Genomic DNA, 23578 nt, shown 5'->3' on the forward strand with positions numbered 1-23578 from the left:
TTTTTGCCTGAGGGGATGGTCTCATGTCTATAGGAGGACTGCCAACCCGCCGGATCCATATTGAAGCCGAGCACCTAAAGGAGCTTAGCCAAAGAGATGTTTGGAGTAAACGTTTCATTCCTATTCAGATAGAGCTGGATGGAAGGTGGATGCCTGCCATGCTTCGTCATCGTGGCGGACATACGAGAAATTATCCGAAGAAATCCTTTGAAATTCAATTGGAAGATGGCACGACGCTGCACTGGAACGCGGAGTATGACGATCCTTCCATGCTGCGCAACGCGCTCTCATTTGCCTTCTTTAACATGATTGGCGTACCCGCTTCAAAAACGCGTCACTGCTGGGTAGAGTGGAACGGCCAACCAATTGGCATTTACTTAGAGATTGAAGCCGTGGACCGGAAGTTCTTTGAAAGCAGAGGGATCGGTGTAAAGTCGATCATCTACGCCGTTAATGACAATGCCGGTTTCGGGCTGATCGATCCGGAAACGAGACGCAGGAAAAGATCATTATTCGACGGATATGAATTAAAAAACGGAGAAACCTCAGACCGTGTGCGCCTGATCTCATTTATTCGGAAACTTCATCAGTTGAAGGGGGAGAGATTGAGAGTCCACCTGAGCAATCAATTGGATGTGGAGCAATATTTAAAGTGGCTGTCCGGTGCAGTTCTCACCGGCAATTATGACGGTTTCGATCAGAACTATACCCTCTTTGAGAATAAAAGCAACCGTCTATATTGCATCCTGCCGTGGGATTATGAAGGCACATGGGGACGAAATTGTTACGGAAAGCCCTGCGGAAGCGACTTGGTTCGGATTCAGGGCTACAACACACTGACAAAAAGAGTGTTGTCCATCCCTGAATACCGGAAATCCTATTACAAACTGCTATCTTACTTGCTGCAAACAGCATTTACAGCGGAGACGTTATCACCCACAATTCATGCCATGCACGACGCCATCTCACCGCTTATCCGTTATGATCATACAAGAAAATGGACATACGCTGTTTTTGAACAAGAGCCTCCATATATCTTGAATTACATTCGGGAGAGAAGAGCGATCCTGCAGTCCCGTTTAAAGCTGTTGACAAAGTCCGATCGTCAGAAAATGTCCATCCTTAAGTAACGCTCGTCTGGACAGGGGCGCGGGTGCAGCGCCGACGCCAAATATGCATACCTAAGGCTTGACGGTTGCAGCACGCTTACCCATCTGTCGAAGCATGAACCACCAGCCTGCAATAGGCATTACGCCAACCCCAAGCAGCAGCCAGGTCATGGCAGCGGGAGAATTAGTGCGTGACATGACAAGCAAGTAGGCGCTTAAGCCAATCAAACGGCCCATTACGAGGCCGATCTCACGCAGTACAACGAATTCCTCGCGCTTTCGCGCACTTTCTTCCGTTGCACCAATCAGATCAAACACCGATGACGTCATTGGGATCGAAAAAAGCGGCATGAACAAAGCAGTGCCTATTCCAAAAATAAGCAGCATGGTGTAATCGACGCTCCAGAATAACGGCAAAATAACGAGAGCGATCATGCTTACACCGATCAACATCGCCTGTTTTCTAACCTTCATTTTCAAACGCTTGCCCACCAGCCAGAACGACACTAAGCCTACCAGAGATGTCCACAATGCAAAATTGCCCAGCTTTTGCTCATTTTGCGTGGCGATATAGACCATGAGCCCGACAAGGAACATAAACACACCCTCGCGGATTCCCTGCGCAACCAATGCCGCAAACACATTTCTCCATGGCAGGTCTCTGCGTTTCAGCTGGCGAAAGCCGTGAAGCCACTCGTATTGCCCTCCGGCTTTTCGCTTTCGCAGAAAGAAGCTGATCACAGCCGCAAGGCCATATACCACCAAGGAAATCGTAAAAATGATCCGGTATCCGCTGTTTCCTTCAAATGAAGTAATAAGCCAGCCCGATACCCATGGCGCAATAATACCCGCACCCGATCCGAGCAATCCAGCCCAGCCGTTGAAGCGATCCCGGTTATCCGGCTCCGTAATTTCAAAGTACACGACATTAAAAGCAAGCCAAAAGAAACCGGCGGCCATCCCGTTCAGCATCCCTAGAGGCACTACATAAGCGCTTGCCGAGGTGCCGAGAAATAAAATGGAACAATAGAAAACACCGGACAGCACTACACCAATTCTTAGGCTGTTCATCTTATTTCGTTCCTTGACCCATTTACCGGCAAGCCAGAACGTCAATCCGGATACCGCGTATTGAAACAGGGTAAACCATCCGATCAACATAAAGGACTGGCTGGTTTTCCACAAATACACGGGAACAAAAGTACCCGAGAGCGCATTGGCGACAGCAAACAAACCTTGCACGGCGAGCAATAATACCGCTTGCTTGTCCAGTGCTCCGTCCTTCCTGTCCTGAGCTGCTCCATGACCCTTATGTTCAGAGTCCGCCCCATCAAATCGCAAGCCTCGCATGGCTGCATAAAGCCGTGATTGTACAGTCGATTTTCCGTGCTCCACGCCGCTTCCTCCTACCTACGGAAAGTACCTTAGGTAAGGTTCCCAAAACAGGGGAAGCGCATGCTGTACGTTACTGCCAATGAACTACTATTTCGACCCGCTGCTTAAACGCCTCAACAGCTCCTCGCGGTCATTGAAACGAAGCCGGTTCTGCATCTGAAAGCACGTCGGACAAACATACCAGATGACTTGAAAAGGAACCGGAAGCAGCGCATCGCCGATATGTTCATGAGCAGTCGGTTCATATCCTTCTTCCTTACTCATCGTCTGCCGCCCGGTCTCCAGCATATATTCCCTGCATGAAGGGCATTCAGGAACCTCTTCCTGCTGATCAAGAATCCGCTCCACCGTCTCTTCTAATGCGAGCATAGACCGGTTCGTGCTCCGAAATCCTTCCTCTTGCCCAGAAGAGTACAGATTCATGTCCGGCTCCCCGTCATTCATCTCTTCATCTTCATCTTCATCATTATCCACATTTAGGCTGAGCGTACGGTACCCCTTCAGCTCATTCTCACAATGCGGGCAATACTCCTCTGGTCCAAGCTCTTCATCCCATACGATTTCAGTATGACACCACGGACAGATTGTTGTTTGTTGATCCACTTTGTTCACTTTCCTCTCCGCCACCGCTTAGATATACTACGCCAATCACTACGAACAACACTGCAAGCACTAATAACGTTCCCCACAAATATTTCATACGTCTATTCTCCACGCCCCCGGTGATCAATCTTGTTCTTTAAACGATCGTTGCGCCGATAATGTAAGACAACGATACAGAAATCATCATCGCAATCAAACCGACCGCCCGGTTATCCTGTTTTATTTCTTCATCGATCTTGAACACAGGTGTCAAAAACTCAAACAGAAAATAAGCGGCCAGTAAAATAATAAAACCAAACATGCTCCATATCATGCTTTGATAGACCGAATCGTTGGCTTCGATGGAAAAGCGAAAAATATTGCAGATCCCAAATATTTTACCGCCTGTTGCCATCGCAACCGCTACATTGCCTTTTTTGATCTCATCCCAGCAATTGTAGCGGGCAACAAATTCAAAGCAAAACAGAAACACGATCAAGGCCAGCACGGCAACCGAAACATAAGCTAACGTGCCGGTATAGGGATTGTCAAGCAGCCGATCGACTTCTTGCCGCATCCGCTTTTCCTCCCTCCATTATTTTAGTTCCGCAACCGTAACCCCTGCCCCGCCTTCCCCGTAATTCCCCAGACGGTAGCTTTTAACATGTCTATGCTTACGCAAATAATCCGTTATTCCCGTGCGAAGGACACCCGTGCCTTTTCCGTGAATGATGTAAACCTGCCCCATATTGGACAAAAAGGCTTCATCCAAAAACCGGTCCACCTCGATAATCGCTTCTTCAACATTGGCTCCCCGCAGATCAAGCTCTGTCCGTACATCATCATCTCGAGTCCGCTTTAAGCTTACGGCGTGTTTCGGCTGCTGCGGCTTCGATGATGCCTGTTTGACCAGTTCCAGATCATCGAGGGCAACCTTCATCTTAAGAATGCCTAATTGAACCAAGGCTTCGCTGCCCGTAAGCTCCACGACATGCCCCTTTTGGCCCAGGCTATATACCATGACCTCGTCGCCGGCCCCGATTTTTTGCGGCTGCTTTTGAGATTTGGCGCTGCTCTTACCCGGCTTGTGAAGCTCCGGTGCTGCTTCATCAAGCTTACGGCGTGCTTCGATCAGCTTATGCTCCTTCACCGATGCGCCTTCTTCTAACGCAAGCTTACGGAGATCGGATATAATCTGCTCGGCTTCGCGTTTGGCTTTGGCGACGGCTTCCCGCGCTTCCTCCTGTGCTTTGAGCAGCATCCGGTCACGCTGGTCTTCAAAACGCTTGAGCTGATCTTCATATTGCAGCCGCTGCTGCTCGATCTCGCGGCGCAGTGATTCGGCCGTCTGCCGCTCGTTCTCTGCACTTAACCGGTCCTCTTCCAAGGAAGCGATCATATTCTCAACACGTATATTCTCATCGCTGACTTCACCGCGCGCGTGATCAATAATATCGCGTGATAGACCAAGCCGCTCCGCGATCGCAAACGCATTGCTTCGGCCAGGTACACCGATAAGCAGACGATAGGTAGGGCTGAGCGTCTGGATATCGAACTCCATGCTTGCATTAATGACGCCATTACGGTTATAAGCGTAGGCTTTCAGTTCGCTGTAATGGGTCGTAGCGACAAGTCTGCAGCCCGTATTATGCATATGCTCCAAAATCGCAATCGCAAGCGCCGAGCCTTCAGCAGGGTCTGTTCCAGCACCCAGTTCATCAAGCAGCACCAGGCTCTTCGGAGTCATGGCGTTCAGAATGCGGATGATATTGGTCAGATGGCTGGAGAAGGTACTCAAGCTCTGCTCAATGCTCTGCTCGTCGCCAATGTCGGCATAGATCGCATCAAATACACATAATTGGCTGCCATCCTCGGCAGGTACGAACAATCCCGACATCGCCATTAAGCTGAGCAGTCCGATGGTTTTGAGGGATACGGTTTTACCGCCTGTGTTCGGTCCAGTCACGATAATTGACGTATAGGAATTGCCAAGCTCAACATCAAGGGGAACGACCTGCCCCGGATCGATGAGCGGATGCCTGCCCCGCTTCAGCTTCAGAAAGCCCCTGTCATTCATACGAGGCAATGTCCCGCGCATACCATGCGCGAACCTCGCTTTGGCAAATGCAAAATCAAGCTGCCCCAGCAAATCCAGATCGATCATCAGATCATTTTCATATTCCGCCACTTGAGCGGTGAGCTTCTGCAGAATCTTCTCAATCTCCCGCGTTTCGGCCAGCTTCAGCTCACGCAGCTTGTTATTCATGGCGACCATTGCCTCCGGTTCAATAAAAAGCGTGGCGCCCGAACCGGATTGGTCATGCACGATACCGCCGAAGTTAGAGCGGTACTCCTGCTTTACCGGAATGACATAACGGTCATTACGCAGCGTGATCAGGTTGTCCTGCAGCATTTTTTGAACGGATGAGGAGCGAATCATCTGTTCCAGCTTCTCGCGGATGCGTGATTCACCCGACCGGAGCTCGCGCCTGATCGTTGCCAGTTCAGGGCTCGCGCTGTCCATGACTTCCGCTTGATCGTCAATGCAAGCCGTTATCGCATCTTCAAGCGGCTTTGCTTCAGACAGCTGTTCCGCAATCATAGCTAATAAAGGAATCGGATCATCGTCGTGCAGATTCTGCACATGGCGTTTGACGCGGCGTGAACCACGGACAGTATTGGCAATATCCAGCAGTTCCGCAGCGTTTAACATTCCTCCGATTCTGGCGCGCTGCAGCGGTGCGCTAATATCCGTTATCCCGCCAAATGGTGCGCTGCCTTTCAATCGGTCTGCTTTATAGGCTTCATCCGTTGCCTGGAGCGAACGTTTGACATCTTCCAGGTCCGGGCTTGGCTGCAGCGCCTGAACCGCCCGCTTGCCGAGTGCCGTAGCCGCATGCTGTTCCAATCTATATAAAATTTTGGAATATTCAAGGGTAGCTAATATTTTATCGTTCACCTTTGAGCCCAACTCCTCTCGCTCTTATTATAGCCGATGAAAGTCATTGATGCCATGACGGAACCTTCCACGCATCGTTATGGACAAATACGGGGAAAATAACTTTGGCACACAATCTAACTGAATTAAGGAGGACGCTGTACATGCGATTTCTTGGACATCTGATTCGCTTTATCGTCGCTGCGCTTGTGCTGATGGTCGTCGGATTTATTGTACCCGGCTTTGCCGTTGGCGGTTTTTGGAGCGCTTTGTTCCTGGCATTGGTCATTGCCGCGCTCGGATGGGTTATTGAAGGCATATTCGGCAAACGGGTTTCCCCATTCGGCAGAGGGATCGTCGGTTTTCTTGTAAGCGCGCTGGTCATCTGGATTGCCCAATTCATAGTGAGCGGCGTAACCGTTACTTGGCTTGGCGCGATATTAGCCGCTTTGGTGATCGGTATTATCGACTTGTTCATACCGGTTAGCAGTCCGTATGAAGCCGGCCGCAGCCGTAACAATCATTAACTTGACGCTGCACACCTAACAGCCTCTGTCTGCTTCCAATGCGGACAGGGGTTGTTCTATTTATATAGAAGAATAATGAATGTCTGCGTTCATGATTTGTTCATACTAACTTCAACAGATTGTCACTGCAAATGATTGGCACTTGCAGTACAATTAACTAGAAGCATATACAACTGATTTGGAGGGTATTCTAATGAAAAAGAAATTATGGCTGCTCACTGCGGCTATGGCTCTTGTGCTCGTATTGGCAGCCTGCGGCGCAACCGAAAACAACAATACAGATGCATCGAATACAAATGCGGCAAATGAAACCGGCCAGACGAATGAAGCGGGTGCTGCAGGCGGAACAGAACTGACGATCGCAGCTAAAAATTTCGAGTTTGACCAAACCGAATACCGCATCAAAAAAGGCGAGCCTGTCACAATAAATCTGATAAACAATCAGGGCGTACATGGCATTGCCATTGCCAACACGGATTATAAGATCCAGGCAGGCGACCCGCAAACCATCACAATCGACGATGCCGGAGAATATCAAATTATTTGCAGCATCCCTTGCGGCGTCGGCCACACAAAAATGGTCTCCACATTAATCGTTGAATAATATCCATATAGCAAAGGGGCCGTTCCAGTAGTTTTTAACTACGCAGGGACGGCTTTTTCGTATTATTAGGTCAACCAGATTTACTGGTTGGCCTTCTTCAGCCTGAACTTCTTTCCGTTCCGGAAGAGCGTTGTCTCTTCTCCGAAGACTGACCATCCCTATACCCTGGCAGCCTTTAGCGGGAGGTTTTCCAGGATCGCCTGCTTCAGCGGATCAAGGACCGGAACAACTCAGATCTTATGAGAAGCATAAGAAAGTCTTATGGCGCCGCCCCTTCCCCCAAAGGCGTTCCCTCTGTTAAGATGTACTCAACCTAAATAGTCGGATGGAGGAGATCAGAATGGGCGTATTGGACGGACGAGTTGCATTGATTAGCGGTGCGGGAACCGGTCTTGGTAATGCGACCGCCATTGCTTATGCGAGAGAAGGCGCAGCAGTAATATTAGTCGGCAGACGCAAAGGCAAACTGGAGGAAACCGCGCAGGAAATTGCAGCTGTGACAAGCGGCAAGGGACAGACCTTGGTTTATCCTGCCGATGTCTCATCCGAATCACAAATAAACGCAGCCGTGCAGGCAGCCGTAGCGGCTTTCGGAAACATCGACGTATTGGTTAACAATGCTGCGGTATTCGAGCCCGGACTCGTAATTGAATTGACGGCAGAAGAATGGGACAAGCAAATCGCCGTCAATTTGACCGGTCCTTTCCTGCTTACAAGAGCGGTGCTTCCCATCATGAGAAAATCCCGATACGGAAGGATCATCAATATTACATCCAGCTTAGCTTCGAACGGCGCAGGCGGTTATGCCGCATACAGCGCCGCAAAGGCCGGACTCGAGTCCCTAACCCGAACATTGGCAGATGAAGAACACGAGAACGGGATCATCGCCAATCTGTATAACCCGGGCACGGTTAAGAGCGAGATGCATGCGACCGGTAAGGAAGCCTCCACGGTGACCCCCGATCTGATTCGGTTAGCCTCGCTGCCAGCCGGCAGTCCAACAGGCACGCTGGTTACCTATAAATAGGATCTATTGGCTATCTCGCCAACAGACGCCGGATATTGCGCTCATCCCAGGTTGCGCAGTATCCGGCGTCTTGTTGTGCAGTCCGATTGCCGCTGCTGTTTGCTCCAGCCGGACTTAATGGATGGTATTCAGCTTTGCTCGATCAATTCGATCCACTCGTTATATTCCGACTGAAGTTTTGCATATTCATTACGAAGCTTGGCATGCTCCTCGCTTATCTCCTCATACTCCCGTTTCAAAGATTCGGAAGCCTGCCTGCTGGCTTGACTCTCCTCCGACAAACGAAGGATAGTCTCACTCAATCGGTTTAATTCGGCTGCCGCCTCTTCAGTCTGCCGCCGAAGTTGCTGCGCTTCTTCCTTCAGCTCTTGCTCCAGCTGTGCCCGCTGCTCTTCATCACTCTGCGATTGTTCTGCCCGGCGGACCGCTTCCGCCGCCCTGCCTTCCAGGGCCTGCAGCTGTTCCATGAGCTGGGCTTCGCGGACCGCGTTCTTCTCCAGCTCCTGCTCCAATTGTGAGATCTGCTTCCTTGATTCAAGAAGCTGCTGCTGTTGGTCATGCTCCCGCTTCTGCGCAGCCGCAAGCTGCTGCTTGCGCTCCTGGTCAAGCTTCTGCGCGGCCGCAAGCTGCTGCTTCCGCTCTTGGTCGAGCTTCTGCGCGGCTTCAAGCTGTTCCCGCTGCTTCGCGAGCTGCTGTTCCAGCTGCTGAAGCTTGTGAATTCGCTCGCCTTCTTTGCTCTGAAGCTGTTCTACCCGCTTCTCAGCCTCAGCAAATCGTGATTCCCGCTGTCTCAGCTCGTTTTCTATGCCATGAAGCATGGTCCGTACCGCCTCTTCCTGCTCCATCGCCTGCATCGCCCGCACTTCCGCCTCTTCAAGCCTCTGCTCCAAGCGCTCTTTCTCCGCTTGGTGATGTTCTTCAACAGATTGAACTTTATTGCGCCAATCTGATTCCAAGCGTATTCTCTCCGCTTCCATCCGCTCTGCAGATTGCTGCTCCAGCTGCTCCAGCTCAGCTTTCCGCTCCTGTTCCCGGCGCTCAGCCTCTGCCTCCATCGCTTGCAGCTTCTCTTGCTCGCTGCTCTGCCAAGTTGCATCCAGCTCTTCATAGCGGGCCTGCCAGCTCGCATCCAACTGCTGAAGCTGCTGCTGGCGTTCATCACGCAAACGTTCAATATCATCATTGGATTTCATTCTTTGCTCGGACAGATCGCTGCGAAGCGACAAAACGACAGCTTTGGCCTCGGCCAATTCTTCCGCCAGCTTCCTGTTCTTCTCCGCTTGCTCAGACAGCCGCTGATTATCCTGGCGGAGACGGAACACCTCATCTGCCATATGCACCGCTGCCAGCACGGCGATCCTCGGCATATCAAGCTTCGGGTATCCTTTGGCCAGCTTATTCATATTCTCATCAACAAGCGAGGCAACCCGCTTCATGTAATCTACACTGGAATGACCTACTAATTTGTATTGATGCCCATATATATCAACCGTAACCCGTGTGCGTTCTGCTTCCATTGCGTTTGTACCTCCCTGAATCTTACCCATCGTTGGCGCGAAAAAAGTCACATCAAAGTTCGCATGGAACTATTTCGATGTGACTTCGGATGTTTCCTGCCTATTTTCTTAATTCCGCGCCAAAAGATTGCTCCAGCGCTGTCACAACCTTGCCATGAAGCTCGGTTACTTCTTCATCTGTCAAGGTGCGTTCAGCGTTTCGGTAGACAAGGGACAATGCCACGCTCTTTTTATTCGCGCCCAGCTTTTCTCCGGTAAACACATCGAATACCTCGACCGATTCCAGCAAATCGCCGGCAGTTTCTTTAATTAATACAGTCAGCTTGCCTGCTTCCACCTGTTTTTCAAGAACAACGGCGATATCGCGGCCGATTGCCGGATAACGGGGCAGTGCCTTGTATACGATGGAGAAATCCGCAACCTCGTACAATGGAGACAGCTCAATCTCGAATACATAAGTGTCCGCCACATCAAATTCACGCTGCAGATCCGGATGCAATTGGCCGACATATCCAATACATTCACTGCCTCTTTCCGTATCGAGCAGCACCGCTGCTGTCCGGCCCGGATGCCAATGCTCAGGCGCCGCAGCTTCATATGTGATTTTGCCTGATATGCCAAGCAGGTCGAACACTGCTTCCAGCATTCCTTTTACATCATAGAAATCGACAGGCGCTGTTTTGACATTCCACTGCGCATCTGTGCGGCTTCCTGTCAGCAGAGCTGCCAGACGATGCTTTTCTTGCGGAAGTCGTGTCAATTCCTGCTCAGTGGACAAAAACACGCTGCCCATTTCAAACACAGCCACATTATCATTTTTGCGATTCCGGTTGTAACCGGCAATTTCCAGCAAATGTGGAATCAGGCTGGTACGCAGTACGCTGCGGTCCTCGCTCATCGGCATCGAAAGCCGGACAGGATATACATTGCCTGCAAGCGCAGGAAACAGCCCCGTACGCTCAGGTGCGGTGAACGAGTAACTGATCACTTCATGAACCCCTGAATTAGTGAGCCGCTTGCGGATCTCGCGGCGAATCGCCTGCGGAAGCGTCAGTGAACCTGGCGTTGATGCCCCTTCGATCGGTGTCGTCGGAATATTATCATAACCATAGATACGGGCAACCTCTTCAATGAGATCGACATCGCGCGTAATGTCACCGCGGCGGCTCGGTACTCGAACCTCAAAAACGTCATCCCCGGAAACTTCATATTCGAAATGCAGCCGCCCAAAAATAGTTTTTACTTCCAGGCTGGAAAGGGACGTGCCGAGATAGCCATTGATTTTGCTCAAGGACACCTTGACGGTTACCGGACTAACACCTGCAGTAACAGCTTCCACTACGCCTTCGGTGACAAGCCCTGCCGCATAGACGGCCATCAGTGCTGCCGCACGGTCCAATGCAGGAATGACGCGTCCCGGATCCACTTCCTTCTCGAAGCGGATGCTCGCTTCCGAGCGCAGGCCCAACTGACGTGACGTCTTGCGAACTGTACCGCCGTCAAACCTCGCGGATTCCAGCAAGATATTTACGGTTTCCGACGTCACTTCGGAGTTGGCTCCGCCCATGACACCCGCGAGCGCGACCGGCTTCTCGCCATCGGTAATAAGCAGCATATGCGGCTCCAGACGGCGATCCTGGTCATCAAGCGTGACCAGCGTTTCACCCGGTTTCGCCAAACGGACATCAATGCGCCCGCCGCTTACTTTATCAGCGTCGAACGCGTGAAGCGGCTGGCCGTACTCCAGCATGACAAAGTTGGTAATATCCACAATGTTGTTAATCGGCCTTATGCCGGCAGCGATCAAACGGTTCTGCATCCATAATGGCGACGGTCCGACTTTGATGCCTTTAATGTATCTTGCAGCATAATGCGTGCAGTGCTCCGGTGCGCTGATGCTCACAGAAATATGATCGGCGGCCTGCTCTGAAGCGTCATGCACCCTGTTATCAGGCAGCTTTACCTGCTGTCCGGTCAATGCGCCCATCTCATAAGCAACGCCGAGCATGCTCAAGCAATCGGAACGGTTAGGCGTCAGATCAAGCTCCATGATCTCATCGCTCAAACCCAGAACCTCAACGATCGGCCTGCCAATCTCGCTATCCTGAGGAAGTACAAGAATCCCTTCCTGCTGCTCCTTCGGCAGCAGCTTGTCGTTCAGGCCAAGCTCCTTCGCAGAACAGATCATGCCCTGCGATTCCACGCCGCGCAGCTTTGCCCGCTTAATATTCAGGCCATCCGGCAGCTTGGCGCCGATCATCGCAACCGGAACGTATTGGCCTGCATCAACATTGCGCGCGCCGCAGACGATTTGCAGATCCTCGCCTTGCCCGGCATCGACTGTGCAGACATTCAATTTATCCGCATCGGGATGTTTCTCTTTCTTCTTCACATAACCGACCACAACGCCGGTTACCCCTTTGTTGCGGGCTTCGACCCCGTCAACCTCAATTCCGCCGCGGGTTAGCTTTTCCGCTAATTCTTCCGCGCTGAAACCGCTCAAATCGATATATTCATTCAACCATTGATAGGATACTTTCATCGTTTCGTCCCTTCTTTCCTCGCTCTAGTGGCGTCACATTCTGGCAAACTGGCTTAAGAACCTCAGATCGTTCGTATAGAAATGGCGGATGTCGTCAATTCCGTATTTCAGCAGCGCAATCCGTTCCACGCCCATCCCGAAGGCAAAGCCGCTTACTTCATTCGGATCGTAACCGCCCATCTCAAGCACGCGCGGGTGGACCATGCCGCAGCCCAGAATTTCAAGCCATCCCGTTTGTTTGCACATCCGGCAGCCGTCGCCGCCGCATTGCACACAGGTAACATCCACCTCTGCGCTCGGCTCCGTGAATGGGAAGAAGCTCGGACGCAGCCGGATCTGCGCCTGCTTGCCGAACATTTGCTGCACGAATTGCAGCAATGTGCCCTTAAGGTCGCTCATCCGGATATTTTTATCGATGACAAGCCCTTCAATTTGATTGAACTGGAACGAATGCGTTGCATCGTCATCATCGCGGCGGTACACTTTGCCTGGGCAAATGACCTTAACCGGCGTCTTGCCGTTCATCGCTTTCATCGTCCGAACTTGAACCGGCGACGTATGCGTGCGCATCAAAATGTCGTCCGTTACATAGAAAGAGTCCTGCATGTCACGCGCCGGATGATTCTTAGGCAGGTTGAGCGCCTCGAAATTGAAGAAATCCGTTTCCACTTCCGGCCCTTCTGCAATCGTATATCCCATGCCGATAAATACGTCCTCAAGCTCCTGTGCCACTTTGTTAAGCGGATGAACTGCGCCAGCTGCAGGCTTCGTTCCCGGCAGCGTCACATCGATCGTTTCCTCGCGAAGCCGGTTTTCCGTCTCCTGCCGCTGGAAGATCAACTGTTTTTCTTCAATGACCACTTCGATTGCGCCGCGCACCTCATTGCCCACCTGGCCGATAACAGGACGCTCTTCGGCGCTGAGCGAGCCCATGCCGCGCAAAATTTCCGTTAACGCACCTTTTTTGCCAAGAAATTTGACACGCAGTTCATTTAATTGTCCCGGATCAGCCACCTGCTGCAGCTCCTGCAGCGCTTCTGACCGTAATGCCTCCAAACGCTCCTTCATTCCATTCGCCTCCTAACAAGCTGAAACGGCTCTGGCTGTCGCCACCCTCTAAGAGTAAGCATCGTTTCGCATAAAAAAAAGCCCCTTCTCCCCGTAAGGGACGAAAGGACCGTGGTACCACCCTAATTCGGATCGCCTCTTCATCTTCATCAGACGGGCAATCCCTCATACCGGATAACGGACCGGCGCCGGGCATCTCCTACTTGGCCAGCTTAGCGCGCGCTGCCGTTCAAAGCCCTGCTCAGGAGCGAACTTCGGCAGCCTGATTTCATGAAGACACTCTCAATCTCCGGTGTCCTCTCCCTGTACGAAAGCACTGCTTACTCTTCTCCGTCTTTGCATTTGTCACATGTTCTCATTGCTTGATACATTATCGTATATTATAGCCAAACCTTCCCTTTGTTGCAAGAGTGAAACTACTCGGTTTTTCTGCTTTTCCATGGCGGATCTCCGTGTCGATGGAGCATGTCCGTGAGTGTGAACACACCCCAAGGTATGATCCCTGATAATAAAGCATACAAAATAAGTTGAACGGAAAACCTCTCGGTGAGCATCGTCCACATCGTATTTTTCCTTTCTACGGCCTCTCTGATTTGTTAATCGCGCCAATCGCCCTGATGTTAGCATGAACGGAGACGATGATATCGCTTTTGGCAAAATAGTTGATCCCGGTTTCCCAGTCCGGCTCTATGGCCTGGAACATCCTGTAGTGGTTTTTCTCCAGGTGACTGCGCAGCAGCAGTACATCAACCTTTTTTTGCCGCTGTACCTTATGGATTGTCTTTTCGGCGGTACGGCGAATTTCTTCTTCGATCAGCTTTTCCATTTCTTTGATTACGGGTGCGGACATCAGATCCGGCCGATCAAACAGCTCAGCTATGATGCCTTCTGTTTTAATGTGATAATGGAATTTAATTCGATTACGATCCTTTACGTCGGCATGCAATGTCGTTTTTGATTCCCGAATTTCAAAATTTGATACATTGTCGTTCCATTTAATTTTGACGCTGCCTCCTTCAATTTTATCGTGCAGAAAATTAAGCCCTTTCGTTTCTTCCGCTGACAGAAAACCAACCAGCTTGTTATCCGTACCATTGAACATCGCGCTTCCCCGCAAATCCGCTTCCTTGTCGTTGATCTTTGAGATCTGCGGCAGCACAAAGCTTTGCTTCTGCAGCAGATATTCATGCACATCGCCGATTCTTGCCTTTTTCACGATTTCCGCATTTTTTCGGGAATTTTCCAATATCGAACTGATGTATTCAGCGGGAATCACCTCGTTGGACGCGACAACCGACAGCATTTGTTTCGCTTGGCCCTTTGATACGACGGTCCGGACGCTTCTGCGCATTTCATGATCGCGGATGAAGAAATCCAGGACATTGGCAAACCCCAATGTTTCGGCAGCGGATTCCGATATGACAATTAATTTCAAATGTTCAAAAAAAGGAGCTCGGCTAACCTCAGCCGCCAGACTCCTTGCAATCCCAAACATCGAATCGCCAGTTTTTGTGATGTTAAAATAAGCGCTGCTGCCATCCGAACTCCCGGATTTACCGTTTTTCATCAATCCTGTAGGAATGATGAACTGATATGTCACTTCAAATTGCTGCAGTCCTTTCGGTTCGTCAGCGCTCCCCTCTTTTTCGGCCGCTTCATCGACCGCAACGCTTAATACAAAACCGCGCTCCTCAATTTCCACCCGGTCCCAGCAGCCAGTCAGCAGCATCGTGCTTGCCATCAAACAAGCGATCCCTTTGAACCATGGCCTAACCATTTACATCCCCCTTCAGTCCTCTTACAGTCGCAATGAATAACAACACAACCGGGGCGCTATAGCCTAAGAATAAGCTGATCAACACCAATAATTCGCCTAGTTCCCACAGCTCGACCACATCCTGCGGAAACAGGGCGGTTAAAAAAATAATCGGCGACAGCCAAAACACGTAATGAATTTTTTTGCCTTTTCCAATGACCGAATGCAGGGACAGCATGGCCGTATCGTAAGCCATCGTTGCCGAGTTAAAGATGGTCATAATGAAAATAACAAAAAAAAGCGATTCGAGCCGTTCAAAATAATCACCCGGGATCCTCACTTCCTTAGCAAGCTCTAACGTAGGAAACAACACATGCTCCGTGCCCATATTTGATAAGACGCCGATTACGACAATATAAACGACAACATATAAAACGACGATAATCAGTAATCCATACATCGCGGCTGAGGGCGCTTTTTCCGGGCGCTTCATTAATGAAATATAAGACAGCAAAACGGAAAAACCGATAAACATCAGAAGGCTGTCCTTCATCCCCTTCATGATATCCTGCCAGGGCGTGACCAAAAATGGTTTCAAATTATTGATCTCGATAATATTAGAGCTGAAGGCCAATATAAATAGAATGGTGCAAACCACGATCGGCAGAAACATGAGATTCAAGCGGATAATGGCAATTCGCGACCCAAGGACGGCATAACTTACAATCATCAAAAAGGTCAGCGCAATCACTTCAACGGGGGTATGATCAAATAGATACTGCCGGGAAATCACAGCGATCGCTCTGGCCTCATAGGCGGCAAACAACATCATAAAAAGCGTCATGGCAATGACTAGAATAAGCGCAATAGGCTGCGTGACGATTGTCCTGCTGTATTCATAAAAATTCATTCCCGGAAATCGTGCTGCCAGCTTCGCAATGCACCAACAAGAAATTGCCGTAAGCAACGCCGCCAGAATGATCGAGATACACGCATCGATGCCTTCAGAATGCATCGCCAACAGCCGTGGCGCAGCCAAAACTCCTATCCCGATCAGCATTGACGCGAGCGTAAATGTGATTTCGATTTCAGTAGCTTTGTTCTTCTCACTTTGCATTCTGCTCACTCCTCTCTGATTATTTTTTTCTCATTCGCACCTGATCACCGGCATGCAGCAGCTTGGGCCGCTTTCGCAAGAAAGTTACCGGTGCCCGCAGGATCAGATCCTTCCAGTCCTCCAATATGAGAGGTACCCACGGGCTTGCATAAGGGACGCCAAAGCTTTGTAAATTCACGATATGGATGCTGATCGCAATGTAAGCCAGAATAATCCCGTACAGACCGAATATTCCGGCAGCAAGCATCACAAAAAAACGGATGATCCGAATGGATATCGAAAACGTATACGACGGTAGCGCAAACGAAGATACTGCCGTAATTGCGACGACAATGACCATGACCGGGCTAACAATGCCAGCAGATACCGCAGCTTCGCCAATGACAAGACCCCCGACAATGCCGATCGTTTGACCGATCGGCTTGGGCAGCCGAATCCCTGCTTCCCGAAGCAGCTCCAGCGTCCCTTCCATCAACAACGCCTCGATCACGGCGGGAAATGGAACCCCTTCCCGGGAACCAGCTATCGAAAAGGCCAGTTTGGACGGGATCATCCCCTGATGGTATTCCACCAGCGCTATGTACAGCGCAGGCAAAAACATCGTTGCAAAGATGGCGACAACTCTTAATATCCTTAATAAAGTGGCGACCATCCAATTCTGATAAAAATCTTCAGGCGAGTGAATAAAGTGCTTCAATGTCACCGGAAAGATAATGCCAAAAGGGGTGCCGTCCACCAACAGTGCAGCCTGCCCTTGCATCAGTGCGCGCGTGATCTTGTCCGGCCTTTCCGTTTCCAGGCTGAGCGGAAACGGCGTCAGGAATTCATCCGCAATCCATTGCTCGATCGAGCCGGAGCCTTCAGGATCGTCCACCTCGATGGTTTGCAGCCGCCGCTTTGCTTCCACGACTAGATCCGGGTTTGTAAGCCCTTCAATGTAAATGACGCACATTTGCCGCTTGGAACGCTCTCCAATATCAAAGGAATCAAATCTCAGCTTCGGATCTTTGATACGATACCGGATTAATGTTTTATTTGTGAGTATATTTTCAGTGAAACCGTCTCTTGGACCTCTTACCGTGGATTCTGTTTGCGGTTCTTCAATGCCGCGGCTGGGTCCGCCTTGACTGCCGAACTCAAGCGCTCTGGCGCTTCCATCAATCAGCAATACGGATTTCCCTGACAGAACCGCTTCGATCAATGGATCGAATGCGGTGACCATCCTTACATCCTGAAAAGAAAGCGCATCCGAATATAACAGCTGAAGCACGCTGCCGCGATCGGCCTGGGGCTCAGACTCGGAGAAATCGAATGCCATCACCCGCTGCAAAACATCCCGATGAAGCAGATCCTTATCGATCATCCCGGCTATACAAACAAGCGAACAGCGAATACCCGGTCGAATGGTAAATTCCCTGATGATCAGATCGTTCGGGTTTCCAAGGGTTGTTCGAATACGGGTTAGATTCTCCGCAAGGCTTGTATTCATTTCGCTGTGGGATAATGTTGTCATACAATGAACCTTTCTTTCTTAGTTTGTCATTGGCTGCCCTGTTAGGTTCCCCACTTCTGAGGGAATTAACCAATTGAAGTTGAAGCTTGGTTATCAGGACATTTCAATAAGAAAGGCAAAAGGGGGGTATCCCATAAGTCATCGATGATGACGATGGGATACCCCCTTTCTCTTAAACGCTTTGGTTGTACCGCATTCACTGCGCAGTCGAATGTTCTTCCGACCGCTGACGCTTCTCCAGAATCATTCGATCTGCTTCGTTTAAAGAGTGAAGAAGGCCGCAGTTGTCCGAAGACGAGAAATGGCGCCACAGATAAGAGACCTGTGACGCCATTTTTACCGATTTAGAGGTACCTATCAAGCTTCAATATCTCATTGAAGATCCCTTTTGGGACAGCCTCTTCCTTCATCCTTGCAGAATACCGGTCACTGCTGACCAAGCAGCGTTCTCGTATACGGCGAATCGATCGGCAGCATAATAACCGTCTCATCCTGTATTGTAGTTACATAACTTTCCAGCGTGCGGTATAGCTTGTAAAACTCCGCGTCTTTGCCGTACGCTTCGTTGTAGATCCGAGCCGCTTCTTCCTCGCCCTCGGCCAGGATTTTCTTCGCGTCCGATTCCGCTTTGGCGATCATTTCCCTTGCCTGACGGTCAGCACTCGATGTAATCTTACGCGATTCCTCATCACCCTCGGATAAGTATCCTGCCGCAATCGATTGACGGTCGGAGATCATCCGGTTAAACACGCTCTCCTTGTTCTCATCCGGCAGATCCGTCCGTTTGATGCGGACATCGATAACCTCGATGCCGTATCCTTGTCTAACCGCTGCGTCGGCCACATCCTTTGTGATTTCGTCGTTCAAATCACCACGCGCCGTATTTTCGCTAATAATGTTGCCATAGTCAATCTCGGACAGCTTACGTCGAACTGTGCTGTATACCGCATCCCCAAGCCTGCTTTCCGCGTTCGAGACGGTACGCAGCGTTTGCAAAAACTGCTGTGGATTCGAAATTCTCCAAACCGTATAATTATCCACATTGATCGGTTTCTTGTCCCTCGTCAGGATCGAGGCAACCTGGGCATCTTCATAAATTTGCTGGTATTTAGGCAGTGATGTCACAGTTTCGATGAAAGGAATTTTCACTTTGATACCGGGATTATGGTGAATTCGCACAGCTTCACCGAACTGCAGCACGACTTTGTATTCGCCTTCCTTAACAATAAACAATGAACCGATCGATATTACGACCAATACCGCTAAACTCACTCCGGCTATAATCCACTTTCTCACCTTGCATCGCCTCCTTCAGTTGCTGGCTCCTGCGGTACCGGCGTCGGTGCTGGTACCGGCGTCGGTGCCGGTGTCGTAGTCCCGCCCGCTGAAGATTTGGAAGCGTTCGATCTCATCAGTTCATTCAAAGGCAAATAATTAACGGTTTCGCTGCCGCCATCGGTAATGATGACTTTCGCGCCAGGCAATATTTTCTCCAGCGTCTCCAGAATGAGACGACTGCTCGTAATATCCGGATTTTTAACATATTCGTTATATACGGCGTTGAACTTCGCCACGTCACCCTGTGCGTTCACGATGCGTGAATGCTTTTCCGCCTCCGCTTTTTCGAGCACCGCCTGCGCTTCACCTCTTGTTCTTGGAAGCAAATCATTCACATACTTTTGCGCTTGATTGATCTTCGTATTTTTCTCTTCCCGCGCATTCGTAACCTCTCTGAACGCCTGCTGCACCGTTCCTTCCGGCGGCTCGATATCCTGGAACATCAGATTGACAATCTGAATGCCGGTGTTGTACTGCAGCTGCATTTCATCCAGACGCTGCTTTACCTCGGTTTGAATGACTGTCTTTCCTTCCGTGATGGCAAAGTCCAAATTGGTGGCGCCCATGACAGACCGAATGGACGCGCTGGCCATGTTCCGCAAAAACAGCTCCGGATCGTCGATGTTATACAGGAATTTATGAAGATCGGCAACACGCCATTCCACAACCGCGTCTGCCGATACCAGATTCTCATCGCCGGTTATCATCAGCGCTTCCTCTTCCACAGGAACAATCGTTCCGTTCTGTTCGCGATAGCCAATATGTAGTCTTTGTGTCAGCTTTGCAGGATAGATAACAACCTGCTGGATCGGATACGGCAGTTTAAAATGCAAACCCGCTGAATCTTGTGTTCCCGAATATTTGCCGAACGTCAGGATCGCTGCCTCTTCCTGCTCCTCCACCGTATAGAATGTCGTCCATCCGATCATCAGCACAAGTGCGATAACCGCTCCGATAATCAGCTTCTTGACCGTTCCTTCCGGGAGCTGCGGCGCGTTGGCCGGCTCATTGTTCTTTCCCCCTGGGTAAACCTCCATGAGCATTCATTTCCCCTTTCATATAAAAATAAAAAAACCAAGACTGTAGTACTACGAAAGACATAGCTGTTTCGTTTCATCCTTCTTTACAAACATTTCCTCCCACATGACCGTATTCTGGATGACTTTGTGCGGTTTACCGGTAATTTATCTTATGGGGAAAATCAACACAAGAGCCGAAAATATCGCAGCTTAATAACATAAAAAGAGCGCTCTGACCGGAAGCGGTTCATGGTGCGAAAGTCTGGGCACTGCCGGGCGGCGAGCCACATGAACATGCTATTCTCGCGAACGGCTGTGGTGATTTGGCGGGAAGAGTAGATACGCTGCGTGCAGGCGTAAATGATGACTTTCATGAGCAATTTGGGGTGGTTTAGCTATCTTGACCACCGCCGGGATAAGCTGGAGTGAAGATCTTCATAGGCAGGCGATTGACGGCATCATTGACGACGCGGACGAGATGGTTTTCGGGGATATCTTCCTGCAAGTCCATGGGCAAAGTAAGCGGGTCCATGGTATATTCGATATACAAAAGAAGCCTCTCCCTTGTTCATGTTTGGTCGTACTTGCATGTTAACAAGGAAAGGCTTCTTTTGGTTTGTTTTTAGGAAAGAATCGGTTACGCCTAAACGAAGCAGATCGAATGATTCTCTTCAGAGCATCAATAAACCCGAATGATGAGAATTAGAACTTTATTCGGGCGGGGGTTTCCGATTCCGTGGCGGTGACCGCGAGAAGCGCCGCATGCACCCCGAGAAGCTCCCAGCGCGCAGGTGGGGCGATACGTGTCGGCAGTCAGCCACACGGGTGTGGCCGGACCAATCTGAGCCGGTCCTTGATCCGCTGAAGCAAGCTATCCTGGAAAACCTCCAGCTAATTCATCCTTCAAGGCTTCCGTAAGAAGTAAAGATGGAAATCCTCCCGCTAATTTTATCGATTGAGCTCGTCTTATCGTTCGAGCGCCGAATTAGAAGGAGGAATTCCAGTTAGATGGATCAATTCGTACGACTGCAAATAAATTTACGGGAGGTTTTCCCGTTAGATGAATCCCTCACTCAAGTTCCATATATGGAGCTATTCCACTCTTTTACGTAAGGCTGCCAGGACAAACACAAACGTATTAACGCGTACGTTTGCGTGATAAAGCGATAATCAATGCGATCAAGGAAAGCGCCAGAGCGGCGATCGATAACCAGGTTGAAAGCGGATTGGCAGCGGCTGCTTCCTGAGTTGCCGCTTGTTCGCCCGCAGCAGCGGTTGTATCAGCACCCGCAGCTGTATCCGTATCCGCCGCGTGGCCTGCAGCTGCGTCAACGCCGTGTCCGTGGCCATCTTCTCCAGGGGTGCCTGCAAGAACCTGTGTGATCGATGCCTCATCGCCTACCCAATCCACTGTGCTGCCATCCGCATAGGTTTGATAGGCTTTCCATTCCAGCGCTGCTGCATCATCCGCGACCTTGCCCTGCATTTTAAATTCACTGAACTCGGTTTCGGCGAGCCCATCGCCTTCTGCACTCCAAGCAACCCCGATGATTCGGTCATCCGCTGCTCGTTCCAGCGTATTCGTCCAGCCCGGCTTCGGTTCAATACGTGAAATATTGACGCCATCAGGCACTTTAACTTCCACTTTGATGGTGCTCGTACCTTTCGTCTCGCTCGGTACACGTACCGTAAAAACCTCATATGTGCCTTGCGTCACTTCCTTCGGCTGAACAGTTACATGCGCTGCCGCCACTCCCGCAAACAGAAACAGCGCCATTGCTGTAATTGCAAAGCTTACCCATTTCTTCATCCTCTTTCACCTCTGGTCAAATTGTTAACTGCTGTTACCCAGTATAACCACCTGAACCGATCTGGCATATGACTCGAAAGGGCTATGCCCCCTTGTACAATTTGTGACAGACCTCCATAAGGATGGACGATTGGATCGACAGGGTCAACCTTCCGGGGGAAGGAGCCCCTGCTCCAGCGCATAACGGGTAAGCTGCACCCGGTTCTCAAGATGGAGCTTCTGCAAAATGTTCTTTAAGTGATTTTTGACCGTATGCTCGGACAAGCTGAAAGAACTTGCGATTTCACGATTCGATTCGCCAAGCGCAACCCGACCCAAAATCTCGCGCTCTCTTGACGTAAGAGGGTTACCCGGCGAAGGTGCGGCTCCTTGCGCCATCTTTGGGCTGCTTGCTTGCATACCGGGTGAAAACTCCTGCAGAATGCGGAAGGCAAGCTCTTTGGACATCGGCGCCTCATCAACAGCGATTGCCCGCAAATATTCAAGCCACGAAGAGGGCGTCAAATTTTTCAGCAGGTAGCCCTGAGCGCCCCGTTTGAGCGCTTCGAACAGATGCGTAATGTCATCCGAGACGGTCACCATAACAATCTTTACATAGGGCACGCGTGTTTTGATGCGCCGCGTCGCTTCCAACCCGCCCATTCCGGGCATATTAATGTCCATCAGGATGAGATCAGGCATCAAGCGGTCGGCCATCGCAATTGCTTCCTCCCCGCTTGTCGCTTCTCCCGCCACCTCGAACACCGGATCAACCTCAAGAATTGTCCGCATGCCATCCCTTCCATGCGGATGGTCATCAACGAGCAGTACCTTGAATACGTGATCGTGATCGCTCTTACTCATCCACTCCGCCCCCTTTTGCTGTTATGGTAACGGTTGTGCCACGGGCACCATCCGGCCCCGCAGCACGGATGTCGAGCCTCCATCCCATCGCAGCGGCCCGGTTCTCCATCATCCGCAAGCCGTAACATCCCTTTGCTCTCATTCGTTCGCCGCTGATTCCGATTCCGTCGTCCGTTACCGAACAGAGGAAGCTGCGCCCGTCTTCTCCATGAGGCTTGCAGCGGACAACCGCTTGGCAAGCTCGGGCATGTTTCTGTACGTTAAGCAATGCTTCCCGCAAGATAGCGAGCAGCTCCACCTTTTCCTTGGCAGTCAGCATCCCGTCGGAGAGCTGCCAATCCAGCTCAAGACGCAGCCCGCTTCCTTCGCGGATCTCATCCATCAAATCGTGGATCGATTGCATCCATGGCTGGTCGGTTATTACTGGTGCGGTTCGCAGCGCGGCGATCGACTGGCGCACATCTTCGTATACATGTCTCACTGTATCGCGTATCTGCTGCGTTTGGCTGCGGAATTCATGATCTGTGTCCGCTTTCTCCAACCGGTCAAGCTTGACCGACATGAGAAACAGCGACTGTGAAATTCCATCGTGCAGCTCTCTTGCCAGCTGCTCACGCTCCTCCAACGCGGCTTTGAGCGCTTGATGCCGCCTCAGCTCGTCCTGCGTTTGTTCCAAATGGGAGAACAGCTTGCGCAGCAGCGTTACGGTAACAGCCAGCACAATAAATGGCGAGAGCAGATTGCCAAGCTCCATGGAAAGATACGGCAGCAATATCGTATGCCGCAGATACTCCCATACGCCGATTGTAAGTGTCGGAATCCAAAGAATTAACCACTTGATTTGCTTGTACGACATCAACTGCGCTCCTCCAA

The 23578-nt window shown here is 50.6% G+C and carries 19 protein-coding genes and 1 pseudogene; 4 read left to right on the plus strand and 16 right to left on the minus strand.

Annotation, left to right across the window (positions count from 1 at the left end; all coding sequences use genetic code 11):
• Positions 1–23 precede the first annotated feature (23 nt).
• A complete protein-coding gene (locus IEW11_RS07925) occupies positions 24–1130 on the plus strand; it encodes a CotH kinase family protein (protein WP_188530519.1) in 1107 nt (368 codons plus the stop codon).
• Positions 1131–1181: 51 nt separating this feature from the next.
• On the opposite strand, the gene IEW11_RS07930 is transcribed toward IEW11_RS07925, so the two are convergent.
• The 4 genes from IEW11_RS07930 to IEW11_RS07945 all read right to left on the minus strand — a co-directional run bounded on the left by IEW11_RS07930 (position 1182) and on the right by IEW11_RS07945 (position 6045).
• Positions 1182–2504: an MFS transporter gene (locus IEW11_RS07930; RefSeq protein WP_229725016.1), complete on the minus strand. Its 1323-nt coding sequence runs from the start codon at positions 2502–2504 to the stop codon at positions 1182–1184.
• A gap of 87 nt (positions 2505–2591) precedes the next feature.
• On the minus strand, positions 2592–3116 hold the full coding sequence (locus IEW11_RS07935) for a hypothetical protein (RefSeq protein WP_229725018.1): 525 nt from the start codon (positions 3114–3116) through the stop codon (positions 2592–2594).
• A gap of 127 nt (positions 3117–3243) precedes the next feature.
• Positions 3244–3663, minus strand: a complete 420-nt coding sequence (locus tag IEW11_RS07940) for a DUF350 domain-containing protein (protein WP_188530520.1) — start codon at positions 3661–3663, stop codon at positions 3244–3246.
• An 18-nt stretch (positions 3664–3681) separates the two neighbouring features.
• Positions 3682–6045 (minus strand): endonuclease MutS2, encoded by a 2364-nt coding sequence (locus IEW11_RS07945; protein WP_188530521.1) that lies wholly within the window; start codon positions 6043–6045, stop codon positions 3682–3684.
• 143 nt (positions 6046–6188) lie between these two features.
• Between IEW11_RS07945 and IEW11_RS07950 the strand changes: the two genes are divergently transcribed.
• The 3 genes from IEW11_RS07950 to IEW11_RS07960 all read left to right on the plus strand — a co-directional run bounded on the left by IEW11_RS07950 (position 6189) and on the right by IEW11_RS07960 (position 8182).
• Entirely contained in the window at positions 6189–6551 is a 363-nt protein-coding gene (locus IEW11_RS07950) for a phage holin family protein (protein ID WP_188530522.1), read from the plus strand.
• A 193-nt stretch (positions 6552–6744) separates the two neighbouring features.
• A complete protein-coding gene (locus IEW11_RS07955; protein WP_188530523.1) occupies positions 6745–7155 on the plus strand; it encodes a cupredoxin domain-containing protein in 411 nt (136 codons plus the stop codon).
• A 340-nt stretch (positions 7156–7495) separates the two neighbouring features.
• Positions 7496–8182: an SDR family NAD(P)-dependent oxidoreductase gene (locus tag IEW11_RS07960; protein WP_188530524.1), complete on the plus strand. Its 687-nt coding sequence runs from the start codon at positions 7496–7498 to the stop codon at positions 8180–8182.
• 128 nt (positions 8183–8310) lie between these two features.
• Here IEW11_RS07960 and zapA read toward each other — a convergent pair whose 3' ends face one another.
• From zapA to IEW11_RS08020, 12 genes and pseudogenes are all read right to left on the minus strand, one after another.
• Complete coding sequence (gene zapA, locus IEW11_RS07965) at positions 8311–9699, minus strand: cell division protein ZapA (RefSeq protein WP_188530525.1); 1389 nt, start codon at positions 9697–9699, stop codon at positions 8311–8313.
• A 100-nt stretch (positions 9700–9799) separates the two neighbouring features.
• Positions 9800–12241, minus strand: a complete 2442-nt coding sequence (pheT, locus tag IEW11_RS07970) for a phenylalanine--tRNA ligase subunit beta (protein WP_188530526.1) — start codon at positions 12239–12241, stop codon at positions 9800–9802.
• Between the two features lie 33 nt (positions 12242–12274).
• Complete coding sequence (pheS, locus tag IEW11_RS07975) at positions 12275–13309, minus strand: phenylalanine--tRNA ligase subunit alpha (RefSeq protein ID WP_188530527.1); 1035 nt, start codon at positions 13307–13309, stop codon at positions 12275–12277.
• A 577-nt stretch (positions 13310–13886) separates the two neighbouring features.
• Positions 13887–15086 carry a Ger(x)C family spore germination protein gene (locus IEW11_RS07980; protein WP_188530528.1) on the minus strand — a complete coding sequence of 400 codons (1200 nt, stop codon included), beginning with the start codon at positions 15084–15086 and terminating at the stop codon, positions 13887–13889.
• Complete coding sequence (locus IEW11_RS07985) at positions 15079–16182, minus strand: GerAB/ArcD/ProY family transporter (RefSeq protein WP_188530529.1); 1104 nt, start codon at positions 16180–16182, stop codon at positions 15079–15081. The genes IEW11_RS07980 and IEW11_RS07985 overlap by 8 nt, the downstream gene beginning before the upstream one ends.
• A gap of 19 nt (positions 16183–16201) precedes the next feature.
• Positions 16202–17695, minus strand: coding sequence for a spore germination protein (locus tag IEW11_RS07990; protein ID WP_188530530.1), 1494 nt, complete (start codon positions 17693–17695; stop codon positions 16202–16204).
• 426 nt (positions 17696–18121) lie between these two features.
• Positions 18122–18991, minus strand: a complete 870-nt coding sequence (gene hflC, locus IEW11_RS07995) for a protease modulator HflC (protein WP_188530531.1) — start codon at positions 18989–18991, stop codon at positions 18122–18124.
• Positions 18988–20070: an FtsH protease activity modulator HflK gene (gene hflK, locus IEW11_RS08000; RefSeq protein ID WP_188530532.1), complete on the minus strand. Its 1083-nt coding sequence runs from the start codon at positions 20068–20070 to the stop codon at positions 18988–18990. Before hflK ends, hflC begins: the two co-directional genes overlap by 4 nt.
• A 170-nt stretch (positions 20071–20240) precedes the next feature.
• A pseudogene (locus IEW11_RS25435) lies at positions 20241–20602 on the minus strand (transposase); the annotation flags it as partial.
• A gap of 588 nt (positions 20603–21190) precedes the next feature.
• Positions 21191–21862, minus strand: a complete 672-nt coding sequence (locus IEW11_RS08010; RefSeq protein WP_188530533.1) for a YcnI family copper-binding membrane protein — start codon at positions 21860–21862, stop codon at positions 21191–21193.
• A 144-nt stretch (positions 21863–22006) separates the two neighbouring features.
• The gene (locus IEW11_RS08015) at positions 22007–22705 is read right to left on the minus strand and encodes a response regulator (protein ID WP_188530534.1); all 699 of its coding nucleotides are present in this window, start codon (positions 22703–22705) and stop codon (positions 22007–22009) included.
• Positions 22698–23561, minus strand: coding sequence for a sensor histidine kinase (locus IEW11_RS08020; RefSeq protein ID WP_188530535.1), 864 nt, complete (start codon positions 23559–23561; stop codon positions 22698–22700). Before IEW11_RS08020 ends, IEW11_RS08015 begins: the two co-directional genes overlap by 8 nt.
• Positions 23562–23578 lie beyond the last annotated feature (17 nt).

The sequence above is a fragment of the Paenibacillus abyssi genome (genome assembly GCF_014640295.1).
In the GTDB taxonomy this organism is placed as follows: Bacteria; Bacillota; Bacilli; order Paenibacillales; family Paenibacillaceae; genus Paenibacillus_D; species Paenibacillus_D abyssi.